This is a genomic window from Allobosea sp. BH3 (assembly GCF_025499465.1).
Taxonomy (GTDB): domain Bacteria; phylum Pseudomonadota; class Alphaproteobacteria; order Rhizobiales; family Beijerinckiaceae; genus Allobosea.
On sequence record NZ_JAIMCA010000005.1, the window covers coordinates 192532 to 206952 of the forward strand.

General features: G+C 67.5%; 11 protein-coding genes. 8 read left to right on the forward strand and 3 right to left on the reverse strand.

From position 1 onward, the window contains the following. Window positions 1-28: 28 nt before the first annotated feature. Both trpB and BoBH3_RS17605 read right to left on the reverse strand, forming a co-directional pair. Window positions 29-1246: a tryptophan synthase subunit beta gene (trpB, locus tag BoBH3_RS17600; RefSeq protein WP_262332136.1), complete on the reverse strand. Its 1218-nt coding sequence runs from the start codon at window positions 1244-1246 to the stop codon at window positions 29-31. Further along, window positions 1243-1926 carry a phosphoribosylanthranilate isomerase gene (locus tag BoBH3_RS17605; protein ID WP_262332137.1) on the reverse strand — a complete coding sequence of 228 codons (684 nt, stop codon included), beginning with the start codon at window positions 1924-1926 and terminating at the stop codon, window positions 1243-1245. The genes trpB and BoBH3_RS17605 overlap by 4 nt, the downstream gene beginning before the upstream one ends. A 149-nt stretch (window positions 1927-2075) precedes the next feature. Here BoBH3_RS17605 and BoBH3_RS17610 point away from each other — a divergent pair, with 149 nt between their 5' ends. Then, on the forward strand, window positions 2076-3362 hold the full coding sequence (locus BoBH3_RS17610) for a TAXI family TRAP transporter solute-binding subunit (protein WP_262332138.1): 1287 nt from the start codon (window positions 2076-2078) through the stop codon (window positions 3360-3362). Window positions 3363-3639: 277 nt separating this feature from the next. Then, window positions 3640-5463, forward strand: coding sequence for a translational GTPase TypA (gene typA, locus BoBH3_RS17615; RefSeq protein WP_262332139.1), 1824 nt, complete (start codon window positions 3640-3642; stop codon window positions 5461-5463). A gap of 48 nt (window positions 5464-5511) precedes the next feature. Here typA and BoBH3_RS17620 read toward each other — a convergent pair whose 3' ends face one another. Beyond that, window positions 5512-6351, reverse strand: a complete 840-nt coding sequence (locus tag BoBH3_RS17620; RefSeq protein WP_262332140.1) for a universal stress protein — start codon at window positions 6349-6351, stop codon at window positions 5512-5514. A gap of 207 nt (window positions 6352-6558) precedes the next feature. Here BoBH3_RS17620 and BoBH3_RS17625 point away from each other — a divergent pair, with 207 nt between their 5' ends. The 6 genes from BoBH3_RS17625 (at window position 6559) to BoBH3_RS17650 (ending at window position 14385) form a co-directional block, all read left to right on the forward strand. Then, window positions 6559-7491, forward strand: coding sequence for an aldo/keto reductase (locus tag BoBH3_RS17625; protein ID WP_262332141.1), 933 nt, complete (start codon window positions 6559-6561; stop codon window positions 7489-7491). Between the two features lie 196 nt (window positions 7492-7687). Beyond that, window positions 7688-10729, forward strand: coding sequence for a DNA polymerase I (gene polA, locus BoBH3_RS17630; RefSeq protein WP_262332142.1), 3042 nt, complete (start codon window positions 7688-7690; stop codon window positions 10727-10729). Window positions 10730-10823: 94 nt separating this feature from the next. After that, entirely contained in the window at window positions 10824-11951 is a 1128-nt protein-coding gene (locus BoBH3_RS17635; RefSeq protein ID WP_262332143.1) for an AI-2E family transporter, read from the forward strand. A gap of 117 nt (window positions 11952-12068) precedes the next feature. After that, complete coding sequence (locus BoBH3_RS17640) at window positions 12069-12437, forward strand: DUF883 C-terminal domain-containing protein (RefSeq protein WP_262332144.1); 369 nt, start codon at window positions 12069-12071, stop codon at window positions 12435-12437. Between the two features lie 51 nt (window positions 12438-12488). Beyond that, complete coding sequence (locus tag BoBH3_RS17645; protein WP_262332145.1) at window positions 12489-12869, forward strand: hypothetical protein; 381 nt, start codon at window positions 12489-12491, stop codon at window positions 12867-12869. Between the two features lie 109 nt (window positions 12870-12978). Next, window positions 12979-14385: a sensor histidine kinase gene (locus BoBH3_RS17650; protein WP_262332146.1), complete on the forward strand. Its 1407-nt coding sequence runs from the start codon at window positions 12979-12981 to the stop codon at window positions 14383-14385. Window positions 14386-14421: the final 36 nt, after the last annotated feature.

Sequence of the window (14421 nt, forward strand, 5' to 3'; positions counted from 1 at the left end):
TCGTCCGACTTTTGGCGGGGCCGTCGGATCAGCGGCTGGCGAGGATTTCGGCCACCTGGGGGATGTCCTTGTCGCCGCGTCCCGACAGGTTGACGACCATCAGATGGTCCTTCGGCTTCTGCGGGGCGAGCTCGGCGACGCGCGCCAGCGCATGCGCGGACTCCAGCGCGGGAATGATGCCTTCCAGCCTGGAGATCAGCTGGAACGCCTCCAGCGCCTCCTCGTCCGTGGCGGAGAGGTACTTCACCCGGCCGACATCATGCAGCCAGGAATGCTCCGGGCCGATACCGGGATAGTCGAGTCCGGCCGAGATCGAATGGGCGTCCTTGATCTGCCCGTCATCGTCCATCAGCAGGAAGGTGCGGTTGCCGTGCAGCACGCCCGGCCGCCCGCCGGTCAGCGAGGCGGCATGCATGCCGCTCGGGATGCCGTGGCCTGCGGCCTCGACGCCGTAGATCTCGACGGACGGATCGTCGAGGAAGGGGTGGAACAGCCCCATCGCGTTGGAGCCGCCGCCGATGCAGGCGATCAGCGAGTCCGGCAGGCGCCCTTCGGCCTCCTGCATCTGCTCGCGGGTCTCCTTGCCGATGATCGACTGGAAGTCGCGCACCATGGCCGGATAGGGATGCGGGCCGGCGACGGTGCCGATGCAGTAGAAGGTCGTCGCGACATTGGTCACCCAGTCGCGCAGCGCCTCGTTCATTGCGTCCTTGAGCGTCTTGGTGCCGGATTCGACGGGCACGACGGTGGCGCCGAGCATCTGCATCCGGAAGACGTTCGGTGCCTGCCGGGCGACGTCGACCGCGCCCATATAGACGATGCATTCCAGCCCATAGCGTGCGCACAGCGTCGCGGTGGCGACGCCGTGCTGGCCGGCGCCGGTCTCGGCGATGATGCGCTTCTTGCCCATGCGCCGTGCCAGCAGAATCTGGCCGAGCACGTTGTTCACCTTGTGGGAGCCGGTGTGGTTCAGCTCCTCGCGCTTGAGGTAGACCTTCGCTCCCCCGAAATGCTCGGTCAGCCGCTCGGCGAAATAGAGCGGAGAGGGCCGGCCGACATAGTGCTTCAGCCCGTCGTTCATCTCGGCGTAGTAGGCCGGGTCTGCCTTGGCGGCGTTGTAGGCCTCTTCCAGCTCGAGGATGAGCGGCATCAGCGTCTCGGCGACGAAGCGGCCGCCGAACATTCCGAAGCGGCCGTTCTCGTCGGGGCCGTTGCGATAGCTGTTGGGGCTGGAAGGCGCGTTCATGCCGGTGAACCTTTTTGTATGGCCGCAGCGGCTTTGCGGGCTGCCGCGATGAATTCCGCGATCCGGGCCGGATCCTTGACGCCCGGCGCGCTTTCGACGCCGCTTGATACGTCGATGCCCTGCGGATGGGTCACCTGGATCGCCTCGGCGACATTGGCCGGATCGAGCCCGCCCGATAGCATGAAGGGAATGCCGGGGTCGAGATCGGCGAGCAGGCCCCAGTCGAAGGGCCGGCCATGGCCGCCGGGATAGGCGGCATCCTTCGGGGGCTTGGCGTCTAGCAGGATGCGGTCGGCGGCGTCGCGATAGCTGGCGACGGTCTTCAGGTCCGCGGCCTCGGAAATGCCGAGCGCCTTCATCACCGGCAGCCCGCCGGCGCGGCGCATCGCGGCGGTCTGCTCGGGCGTCTCGCGGCCGTGGAGCTGCAGCCAGTCGGGCTTCAATGCTTCGACGAGTTCTGCCGCCTGCCGCTCGTCCCAGTCGACGATCAGCGCCACGATCTCGGCCCTGCCGCGCGCGATCTCGGCCAGTTCGATCGCGCGCTCCAGCGTCACGAAGCGCGGGCTCTTCGGATGGAAGTTGAGCCCGATCATGTCCGCGCCGGCGTCGAGCGCCGCGCGCAGCGTCTCGGGCGTCGAGAGCCCGCAGATCTTGATCGCGAAGGCAGAGGAATTCGGCATCGCCAGCGCTTTAGAGCATCGGGCCGGAAAGGAAAGGAGAATCCGGTCACGACGGGCCTGGTTCCGCAGCTGCCGCACTTGCGACATGATCGCGAAGGAAGCCATGCTGCACGGGTGAGGTGGGGATTGCGGCTTTGATGCGGCTCGGCATGGGCAGGCGCGGTCTGGCGCTCTTGGGGGGCTTCATGGCCCTCGGCGGCCTTGTCGCGGCGACCTTCTATTATCTGAACCAGCCGCGCACGCTGCGGCTCGCCGTCGGTCCGCTCGGCTCCGAGGATGCGCGCATGGCGGCGGCCTTCGTCCAGGGTCTGAACCGCGACAAGGCGTCGATCCGCCTGCGCCTCATCATGACGGAAGGCTCTGCCGACAGCGCCCGGAAGATCGATGCCGGCGAGGCCGATCTCGCCATGCTGCGGCCGGACATCGCCATCCCCTCCACCGCCGATACGGTGCTGGTCACGCGGCGCACCTTTCCCTTCTTCATCACCACGAAGGAAACCGCCATCGGCCGCATTGCCGATCTGCGCGGCCGAAAGGTCGGGGTGGTCCGCAGCCCGTCAGGCAATGTCGCGCTGCTGAAGCGCGTGCTGGCGCAGTACGAGGTCCGTGCCGAGGAGGTCGAGATCGTCGGTCTCGGCCAGGACGAGGTCCTGCCGGCCGCGAAGGAGAAGCGCATCGACGCCTTCTTCTCGATCAATGCTGTCGGCTCTCACACCAACAACGAGGGCCTGCGCCGGCTGCGCTCCGCCTGGGGCGAGGATCCGGTCCTGATCCCGGTCCGCGAGGCGGCGGCGCTCGCGGCGCATGACCGCGCCGTCGAGACGGGCGAGATCGTGCGCGGCGCGCTGGGCGGCGATCCGCCTCGGCCGGCGGAAAGCCTCCAGACCATCTCGATCACCTCGCGTCTCTTCGCTTCCCAGAGCCTCGACGACAATCTGGTCGGCGAGCTGACCAAGGACATCCTGGGCCTGAGGCTGACGCTCGCGGCGGAGTTGCCCTCGATCCAGGCACTGGAGACCCCCTCCACTGACAAGGATGCGCCGCTGCCGGTCCATTCGGGCGCTGCCGCCTATATCGACGGCGAGCAGGAGACCTTCTTCGACCGCTATGGCGACTGGTTCTATATCGGCGCCATGGCGCTCTCGGCGCTCGGCACGGGCGGGGCGGCGGTGTTCAGCCGCGAGAGCGCCAATCGCCGCCGCCGCGCCATGGCGGGCCTCGACGAGTTGCTGGTGCTGCTGGCCACGATCCGCTCCACCGAGGACGAGGCGGAACTCTCCCGGCTCGGCCGCGAGGCCGATCTGATCCTGACCCGCGTGCTCGGCGACTACGCCAAGGGCGACCTCGACACCGCCGCGCTCGCCGCATACCGGCTCGCCATCGATCAGGTCGGCCGTGCGGTGGCGGAACGGCAGCGGGCGCTGGCCGAAGACTAGAGCCGGATCCGATCAGGTTAAATCAACCTGATCGGTGAATCCGCCTCTACACTCTTGAGCGAGAACGCGTGATCCGATCGGATTCCTGCGCAATCTGATCGGCGCGTGCTCTGGCGCATTCACCTTTCGATGAAGCGCAGGTCATCGGCGCGGTTGCCGAAACGGCCGCCAGCGTTTATGTGCAGCGCAGCGAATTCCAGATTCTCAAATCTAAGGGCTGCGCCGACCGGGTTGGGACCTGGCCGGCTCGTGGCCATGAAAGCAAGGCTACACACGCATGTCCATGCGCAACATCGCCATCATCGCCCACGTCGACCACGGCAAGACCACGCTCGTCGACAAGCTGCTGCAGCAGTCCGGCGCCTTCCGCGACAACCAGCGTGTCGCCGAGCGCGTGATGGACTCCAACGACCTCGAGAAGGAGCGCGGCATCACCATCCTTGCCAAGGCGACCTCGGTCGTCTGGAAGGACACGCGCATCAACATCGTCGACACCCCCGGCCACGCCGATTTCGGCGGTGAGGTCGAGCGCATCCTGAACATGGTCGATTCCGCCATCGTGCTGGTCGATGCCGCCGAGGGTCCGATGCCGCAGACCAAGTTCGTGGTCTCGAAGGCGCTGAAGCTCGGCCTGCGTCCCATCGTGGCGATCAACAAGGTCGACAAGCCGGACGCCCGCACCACCGAAGTCATCAACGAGGTGTTCGACCTGTTCGCGGCGCTCGACGCCACCGACGAGCAGCTCGACTTCCCGATCCTCTACGGTTCGGGCAAGCAGGGCTGGATGGCCGACTCGCCGGAAGGCCCGCAGGACCAGGGCCTGGCCCCGATGTACGACCTCATCCTGAAGCATGTGCCGGCGCCGAATGTCGAGGAGGGCCCGTTCCGCATGATCGGGACGCTGCTCGAGGCCAACCCCTATCTCGGCCGCATCATCACCGGCCGCGTCACCTCCGGCACCGCGAAGCCGAACCAGACGATCAAGGTCCTCTCGGGTGACGGCTCGACCGTCGAGACCGGGCGCATCTCCAAGATCCTCGCCTTCCGCGGCATCGAGCGCCAGCCGATCGAGGAAGCCGTCGCGGGTGACATCGTCTCGATCGCGGGCCTGGTGAAGGGCACTGTCGCCGACACCTTCTGCGACCCGTCGGTGACCGAGCCGATCAAGGCTCAGCCGATCGACCCGCCGACCGTCTCCATGACCTTCTCGGTCAACGACTCGCCGCTGGCCGGCACCGAGGGCGACAAGGTCACCACCCGCGTCATCCGCGACCGTCTGCTCAAGGAGGCCGAGGGCAATGTCGCGCTGAAGATCGAGGAAGCGACCGACAAGGATAGCTACATCGTCTCCGGACGCGGCGAACTCCAGCTTGCCATTCTGATCGAGACCATGCGCCGCGAGGGCTTCGAACTCGGCGTCTCGCGTCCGCGCGTCGTGCTGAAGCGTGACGAGGCCGGCCAGCTTCTCGAGCCGATCGAGGAGGTCGTGATCGACGTCGACGAGGAGCATTCCGGCGTCGTCGTGCAGAAGATGGCCGAGCGCAAGGCCGACATGCTGGAGATGCGTCCCTCCGGCGGCAATCGCCTGCGCCTCGTCTTCCATGCTCCGACCCGCGGCCTGATCGGCTATCAGGGCGAGTTGCTGACCGACACGCGCGGCACCGCGATCATGAACCGGCTGTTCCACGCCTATCTGCCCTACAAGGGCGAGATCGCCGGCCGCCGCAATGGCGTGCTGATCGCGATGGAGACGGGCGAGGCCGTGGCCTACGCGCTGTGGAACCTCGAGGATCGCGGCCCGATGATGATCGAGCCGGGCTGGAGGGTCTATCAGGGCATGATCGTCGGCGAGCACACCCGCGAGAACGATCTCGAGGTGAACGTGCTCAAGGGCAAGAAGCTCACCAACATCCGCACCACCTCCAAGGACGAGGCCGTGCGCCTCACCCCGCCGATCCGCATGACGCTCGAGCGCTCGCTGGCCTGGATCGACGATGACGAGCTCGTCGAGGTGACGCCGAAGTCGATCCGCCTGCGCAAGGGCGTCCTCGACCCCAACGAGCGCAAGCGCTCGCAGAAGCAGAAGGCCGAAGTGGCCTGAAGATGATCGGGCCGCCCTTCTGGGCGGCCCTTTTCATGTCTGCGCCGGTCAGTGGCTCATCAGGATCGGCGCCGGCGTGGACTTCAGCAGCGACTGGGTGACCCCGCCGAGCAGCCATTCGCGCAGCCTGGAGTGCTGGTAGGCCCCGCAGACGATGAGATCGGCGCGGAAGGCCTTGGCCGCCTTGCGGATCGTCTCCGCCACGTCGGCCCCTGCCGACAGCGAAACGTTGCTGACGGTGACGGACGCGCCGTGTCGCGACAGATGCGGCGCGAGCTCCGCCCCGGCCACGACCCGCGACAGATCCTTCTCGCCGGTCACGGACAGAATCTCGACCTCGGAGCCGGGCAGGAAGGGTCGCGCCTCGCCGACGGCGGCGGCCGCCGCGGCGCTGCCGTCCCAGGCGATGAGGATGCGCTTGGCCGTGAAGGTCTCGATGCCGGGCGGCACGATGATGACAGGCCGGCCGCTTTCGAACAGCGCGGCCTCGATCAGCCCGCGGTCGCGCTCCGCCGCATTCTTCTCCTGGTCCAGAACGCTGAGGTCGTGGATGCGCGCCTGGGCGACGAGCCGCTCGCTCAGCTCGGCATAGACGAGTTGCGGCGTCTCGATGGAGGTGGCGACGCCGGCGAGATCGGCGCTGGTCCTGGCGAGCGCTGCGAAGCGGTCGGCCAGCTTGCCGATGCGGCGGTTCTCGGCGCTGATGAAGGCGGTGCCGAAATCGCCGATGAGCGTGGCCGGCACGGCATAGCGCATGGCCGCCGCCTGGATCGTCAGATGGGCCCCGGCCCGCTGCGCCAGCGACAGCGCATAGCCGACGGCGAACTCATGCTCGCCCTCGCCTTCCTCGGTATAGGCGGTGAAGACGCTCTTGATCGATAGGGCCATTGTTGTCTCCGTCCGTTTTGCCTTTTTCTGGGAGCCACCTTGGCAGATCATCCTGCCATCGCTTTGCGCTGGGTCAAAATGCGGCCGGGCTCGGTCTGCGCGGGGCTCAGCCTTGCGCCCGGCGCAGTGCGCCGATGACGGCGGGCGCGCTTGCCGCCCCGCTCCCGCTCTGGTCCTGTGTGCGCCTTCCGGAGGAGGATCACTGCCATGCAATTTCGCAATCTCGGCCGCTCGGGCCTGCGCGTCTCGCTCGTCGGCCTCGGCTGCAATAATTTCGGCGGGCGGATCGACCTCGAAGCCACCCGCAAGGTCGTCGATGCCGCCATCGAGCACGGCATCACGCTGTTCGACACTGCCGACATCTACGGCGTCGAGGGCGGCTCGGAGACCTGCCTCGGCCAGGTTCTGGGCGCCCGCCGCAAGGACATCGTGCTCGCCACCAAGTTCGGCATGAAGATGTTCCATGGCGGCGAGGGCGGCTCGCGCCGCTACATCATGAACGCGGTCGAGGAATCGCTGACCCGGCTCAAGACCGACTGGATCGACCTCTACCAGTTCCACAAGCCGGACCCGCTCACCCCCATCGACGAGACGCTCCGCGCCTTCGAGGACCTCGTGACCCAGGGCAAGGTCCGCTATATCGGCTGCTCCAACATGCCGGCCTGGCAGGTCGCGGATGCGCAATGGACCGCGCGCGATCTCGGGCTCAATGGCTTTGCCTCGGCGCAGGACGAATACAGCCTGCTGAAGCGCGGCGCAGAAGCCGACCTGATCCCCGCCATCGCCCATTACGGCATGGGGCTGCTGCCCTATTTCCCGCTCGCCAACGGCGCGCTCACCGGCAAGTACAAGCGCAATGCCCCGATGCCGGAAGGCGCGCGCCTGACCAAGCTGCCCGAGCGCGCCGGCCAGATCTTCAGCGAGGATAACTGGCGCCGGATCGAAGGGCTGACCGCCTTCGTAGAGGCGCGCGGCAAGACGCTGGTCGAGCTCGCCTTCTCCTGGCTGGCGGCCCAACCCGTGGTGTCGAGCGTCATCGCCGGCGCGACCAAGCCCGAGCAGATCGCCGCCAATGTGAAGGCCGCGGATTGGGCGCTGACGGCGGAAGAGTTGGCCGAGATCGACGGGATCGTGAAATAAGGCCGATCGTCATTCTCGGGCCGCGCACAGCGCGGACCCGAGAATCTCAGGCCGGAGGATGCTCCAGAGACTCCTTGTCCAGAGATGCTCGGGTCAAGCCCGAGCATGACGGCGGGCTGTCATTCCTGACAGCTTCGTGCACAGGCATGCCCGCCCGCCATGGACCGGCCGCGCCGGCCCGCTTATGGTCCGCGCCATGAGCGATGCAGCCTCCACCGCCCCCGCCCTGAAGCCCGGCGACCACCTCTTCCTGGTGGACGGCTCGAACTTCATCTTCCGGGCCTATTTCCAGTCGATCAACCAGGACCGGAAATACAACGCCCGCTCGGACGGATTGCCGTCAGGCGCGGTCCGGCTCTTCGCGACGAAACTCTTCCAGTTCGTGCGCGAAGGTGTGCTCGGCGTCAGGCCGACCCATCTCGCCATCGTCTTCGACAAGTCGGAGAACTCCTTCCGCAAGGCGATCTACCCGGCCTACAAGGGCAACCGCTCCGAACCGCCGGCCGATCTGATCCCGCAGTTCCCGCTGATGCGCGAGGCCGTGCGCGCCTTCGGGCTCATCCCGGTCGAGCAGGATGTCTACGAGGCTGACGACCTGATCGCGACCTATGCGAAGCAGGCGCGCGAGGCCGGCGCCGACGTCCTGATCGTCTCGGCCGACAAGGATCTGATGCAGCTCGTCCGGCCGGGCGTCGCCATGTACGATCCCGCCTCCGGCGACCAGAAGAAGGGTGCGGGCTTCCGCGCCGAGCGCCGCATCGGCGAGCCCGAGGTCGTCGAGTATTTCGGCGTCATGCCCGACAAGGTCACGGATGTGCAGGCGCTGGCGGGTGACGCCACCGACAACGTGCCCGGTGCCCCCGGCATCGGCATCAAGACGGCCGCGCAGCTCATCGGCGAATATGGCGATCTCGAAACGCTTCTTGCGCGGGCCGGCGAGATCAAGCAGCCCAAGCGCCGCGAGACGCTGACCAACCCCGAGGTGGTCGAGAAGGTCCGCCTCTCCCACAAGCTCGTCAGCCTCGTCGACGACGTGAAGGTCGAGACGCCGCTGGAGCACCTGACGCTCGAACAGCCGGATCCGGCGAAGCTTGTCGCCTTCCTCAAGGCGATGGAGTTCACCACCATCACCAAGCGCGTCGCGGAGGCCTATGAGGCGGATGCGGCGGCGATCGACGCCGACCCGGCGCTGGCGCCGGGCGGCTCCCGCGCGGCCGAGCTCAAGGCGCTCTATGCCGGTGCGGACGCGATCGAGGATGCCGTCTCGGACACCACCCCGGCCATGCCTTCGCCGACGGCGACGCTTCCCGAGGCGACGGGCGGGGCCGCCGGCTGGATGAAGCCGACCGATCTCGCCGCCGCGCGGAAGAACGAGGCCGTCGCCGCCAGGATCGACCGCTCGACCTATGAATGCGTGCGCACGCTCGCCGATCTCGAACGCTGGATCGGCTGGGCCTATGAAGCCGGCCATGTCGCGCTCGACACCGAGACCAACTCGCTCGACGCGATGCAGGCCGATCTCGTCGGCGTCTCGCTTTCGGTCGCGCCCGGCCGCGCCTGCTATATCCCGCTCCAGCATCGCGCCGGTGATGGCGGGCTCTTTGACGAGGGGCTTCTGGCCGACCAGATCCCGCTCGCGGAAGCAGTCGCGGCGCTGAAGCCGCTGCTCGCCGACGCAGGCGTGCTCAAGATCGGCCAGAACCTGAAATATGACCTGCTGGTGCTGGCGCGCCACGGGCTCGACGTGTTCCCGATCGAGGACACGATGCTGATCTCCTATGCGCTCGATGCCGGCAACAACAGCCACGGCATGGACAAGCTCTCGGAGCTCCATCTCGGCCACGAGACGATTCCCTATGCGCAGGTCGCCGGCACCGGCAAGGCGCAGATCACTTTCGACAAGGTGCCGCTCGACAAGGCGACGGAATATGCCGCCGAGGATGCCGACGTCACGCTCCGGCTCTGGCTCGCGCTGAAGCCGCGGCTGGCGGCCGAGAAGAAGACGGCCGTCTACGAGGTGCTGGAGCGGCCGATGGTCGCCGTGCTCGCCAATATGGAGAAGCGTGGCATCGCCATCGACCGGCAGATCCTCTCGCGCCTTTCCGGCGATTTCGCCCAGGGGCTGGCCCGGCTGGAGGACGAGATCTACGAGATCGCCGGCGAGAAGTTCACCATCGGCAGCCCCAAGCAGCTCGGCGACATCCTCTTCGGCAAGATGGGACTGGCCGGCGCCAAGAAGACCGCGACCGGCCAATGGGCGACGGGTGCCGGCGTGCTGGAGGAGCTCGCCGAGCAGGGCCATGCGCTGCCTTCGAAGATTCTGGAATGGCGCCAGCTCGCCAAGCTCAAGTCGACCTATACGGATTCGCTGCCGGGCTACGTCAACCCGCAGACGGGCCGGGTCCATACCTCCTTCGCGTTGGCGGCGACGACCACGGGCCGGCTCTCCTCATCCGAGCCGAACCTGCAGAACATCCCGATCCGCACCGATGCCGGCCGCAAGATCCGCACGGCCTTCGTGCCTGCGAGCGGCTACAAGCTGGTCTCGGCCGACTACAGCCAGATCGAGCTGCGTATCCTCGCCCATATCGCTGAGATCCCGCAGCTCCGTCAGGCCTTCGCCGACGGCATCGACATCCATGCGATGACGGCGTCCGAGATGTTCGGCGTGCCCGTCCAGGGCATGCCGAGCGAGGTGCGCAGGCGGGCCAAGGCGATCAATTTCGGCATCATCTACGGCATCTCGGCCTTTGGCCTCGCCAACCAGCTCGGCATCGGCCGTGAGGAAGCGGGCGCCTATATCCGCAAGTATTTCGAGCGTTTCCCCGGCATCCGCGACTACATGGACCAGACCAAGACCCATGTCCGCGTCCATGGCCAGGTCACGACGATCTTCGGCCGCGTCTGCCATTTTCCGGCTGTCGAATCGAAGAACCCGTCCGAGCGCGCTTTCGTCGAGCGCCAGGCGATCAATGCGCCGATCCAGGGTTCGGCCGCAGACATCATCCGCCGCGCCATGGTCCGCATGGATGCGGCGCTCGCCGCCAGCCGGCTCAATGCCCGCATGCTGCTGCAGGTCCATGACGAGCTGGTCTTCGAGGTGCCGGAGGATGAGGTCGAAAAGACCTTGCCGGTGATCGAGAAGGTGATGGTCGATGCGCCGCATCCGGCCGTCACGCTCAAGGTCCCGCTCGCCGTCGAGGCGCGGGCCGCTGCAAACTGGGACGAGGCGCACTGATCCGGAAGCCGGAACCAGCGGCTCCCTCCGGCGTTTAACCTTCCGGCGTGCGAGAGAGCGCGCAGCGGGGGGCGCGCGCGGCGCGCTGAAAAAAATGCTCAGCTCATCGGCCTGGAGGCCGTTTCCGCGCTATCTCGCGGAGCCGGAGCCCGCGGAGGAAACCGAGGAGGTCACGCCCTATGAGCACGATCTCATCGTCCGCTATGCTATCGTTGGCATCTTCGTCATCCTGGCGACAGCGTCGCTGGCCCTGACGAAGACCGTCGCCATGCCGGTGGTGGCCGGCGTGATCTTCGGCCTCGTGCTCGGCCCGCTGGTGGATTGGCTGGTTCGTTACGGCGTGCCGCAGCATGCCGCGGCCGCCATGGTGGTCCTGCTCTTCATCGGCCTGTTATTCGGCGCGGTCGGTGTCTTGGCCGTGCCTGTCGCCGGCTGGAGCGACCAGGCGCCGGCCATGTTGGCCGCGTTCGAGTCCAAGCTCGCCGGCGTCTTCGCCTTCATGGACGAATTCAAGCGCGGTATCGCCTCGATGACCGGCAAGGGCGCCGAACTCAGCGTCTCGCAGGGCAATCCTCTCTTCGACATCGCGCTGACCTCCTCGACGGCTGCGGGCGGCCTGCTGATCTTCGTCGCCACGGTCTATTTCTGGCTGGCGACGCGGCGCCATCTCAAGGCGCGGGTTCTGCGCCTGTGCCTGGGGCGCGACGCGCGCCGGTCCGCCGGCTCCTTCTTCGAGGAGATCGAGGCCCGCGTCGCGCGCTACTTCGGGCTCGTGACCGTGATCAATTTCGGCATGGGCGTGCTGACCATGGCGATCGCCTGGATGGCGGGGCTGCCTTTTCCGCTGTTCTGGGGAGCGCTGGCGTTCCTGCTCAACTATCTCGCCTTCATAGGACCGGTCGTCGTCGCGGTGCTGCTGCTGGCGGGCGCGTTGATCGATGCACCCACACTGCTCGCGGCGCTCTGGCCGGCGGCGGCCTATTACGTCTTCCACCTGATCGAGGGCAACGCGGTCACGCCCGTCTTCGTCGGCAATCGGTTGACGATCTCGCCCTTCCTGGTCTTCATCGCCTTCATCTTCTGGCTCTGGCTCTGGGGGCCGATCGGCGCGGTCTTGTCCACGCCCATCGTGATCGTCGGGATGGTGGCGCAGGAGGAATTCGCTCGTTATCGTCGCGAGAAGGCCAGTGCCGAAGCCGGGGAACAGGCCGCGACCGCTTGATTGACCTGCCGGGAACAGAAGCTGCCGAAGCGGCGTTGCCGAGCTGACGGGGCTCTGCTTGCGGCAGGTGTTTCCGATAAATTTGCTCCACACACGAACGACGGGGATTTGATCGTCATGGCGACCACGACATCCGCGAAACGTCAGGCGGCGGCCGCTGCCAAGCGCGCGAAGGCCGGTATCGAAACGGCCGAGGGGCTCGCGGAGGAGGCGACGTCCCAGGCGCGCCGCGCCGGAACCCGCGCCAAGCGGCAGGCGAGCGTCCTGGAGGACACGCTGACGCGCAGCGCCGAGGACATCGCGGCTACGGTCACGGATCGGCTCCGCGCGGTCGGCGTCGATACCGACCGGATGGCCGATATCGCCCGCGAGCAGGCGAGCGAGCTGCAGCAGCTGATCGAGGACGAGATCCGCGAGCGGCCGATGCGGGCGCTGGGCCTGGCGGCGGCCGTGGGCCTCTTCATCGGTTACCTTTCGGCGCGCTGACCGATGCTCGGGGGGATCGGATCTTTCATTACCTCGGAGATCTCCGGCACGGTGAGGCGCAACCTCGTCGTGCTGGGGCTCTATGGCTTTGGGGTGCTTCTGCTGATCTGCGCCGGCGGCTATGCGCTGCATGCCCTGCATGTGCTGCTGGAGCTGCGCTACGGCGCGATCGCCGCGAGCCTCTGGATCGCCGGCGGCCTTCTCGGCGGCGCGCTGATCGCCTTTCTCACGGCCCTCTTCGTCAAGAGCCACCGCCGGCCGCCGCGCCCGGCTGTCTCGACGGCCGCCTTCGCTGCCGCGCCGCTCGCGGCAAAGCTGCTCGGCTCGCGCCGGGGCTTGCGGATCGCTCTGGCTGGTGGCGTCGTGGTGCTGGGGGCGATCCTGGGCCGCCAAATCGTCGCCGGCGGTGACGATGGCGACGAGGAGGCCTGACGGGCTCAGCCGGCCCGGTCACGGTAACGCCGCTTTCTTTGTTAGGGTCTGTGCTCATGACGGGCACCGACCTCAGGGATGTCGGCATGCATCCTTTGGCAGGGCTGGCATGTCCGGGCAGGTGAAACTGCTCAGCCGCCTCTCGCTCCCGGCCTTTCCGGCCTTCGGCATGCGGCTCCGCTCCGCGACGCCTACGATCATCGCGATCGGCGTCGTGGCGGTTGCCGTCGTGCTCGCGGCCTGGATCAATCGGCAGGCGCGCCAGACGGCTGACCTCGTCTCCCATGCGATCGAGACCCGCGAGCGCGCAGAGCGTTTCCTTGGGCGCATCCGCGATGCCGAGACCGGCCAGCGCGGCTATCTTCTGACCGGTCAGGCAGATTACCTCGACCCGTTCACGGAGGGGCGCGCCGCGGCGGGGCCCGAACTCGACATCCTCGCCGCCCTCGTCGAGGCCGATCCGTCCCAGCAGGAACGCGTGGCACGGCTGCGAGAGGCCATGCGCATCAAGTTCGAGGAGCTCGACCGCACGATCACGCTGGTGCGGGCGGGGCGCCGTGACGAGGCGCTGGCGCTCGTCGGCGACGAGAGCGGAAGCGCAGCCATGGGCCGGATGCGCGACACGGTGCAGGAGATCCAGCAAAACGAGAACATCCGCCTGATGTCGCTCTATCGACGAGAGGAGCGGCGCCGGCTCTGGGGTTCGAGCGGCATCGTCGTCGCGCTGGCCGGGCTCGCCTTCGCCGCCTGGCAGCAATTGCGCCGCCGCCAGCGCCGCAGCGCGGCCCTTGCGATGAACAATGCCGAGCTGGAGCAGATCGTCGGCGAGCGCACCCGCGAGCTCGAGGGCGAGCGCCTGCGCATCGAGGCACTGCTGCGCGACGTCAATCACCGCGTCGGCAACAACCTCGCCATGGTCTCGGCGCTGCTCAGCGTGCAAAGCCGGCAGTCACGCGAGCCCGCGGTCAAGGCCGCTCTCGCCCAGGCCCAGTCGCGCATCCAGGCGATCGCTGCCGGCCAGCGGCGCCTGCGCCTCGATATCGAGACCGACGAGATCGATGCCCGTCCCTATATGGAGGACCTGCTGGCGGAGATCGGCAAGGCGGCCGAGGGCCGGCCGATCCGGATCGAACTCGACATGGAATCGATCCGCCTGCCCGGGAGAGACGCCGTCTCCTTCGTCGTCATCGTCAACGAGCTCGTGACCAACGCGATCAAGCACGCTTTCCCCGAGGGCATGTCGGGCCGGATCACCATCCGCCTCGCCTGGGCCGGGAGCGAGGACGGGCCGGCGCTCGCAATGTCCATCGAGGATGACGGTGTCGGCCTGCAGTCCGAGGTCGACAACAAGGGGCTGGGCCAGACCGTGATCGCGAGCCTGCTGCGCAGCATGCGCGGGACGATGAGCGTGCAGCCCCTTCGGGAGGATGCGGAGCGGCCCGGCACGCGCGTCTTGGTGACCTTCCCCAAGAGGGCGAGCCCGGTGACGCAGGCGAAAGCCGACATTGCGCGCTGACCCGCGGGGTTCAGCGGCAGGCGCTCAGGCGCTCGT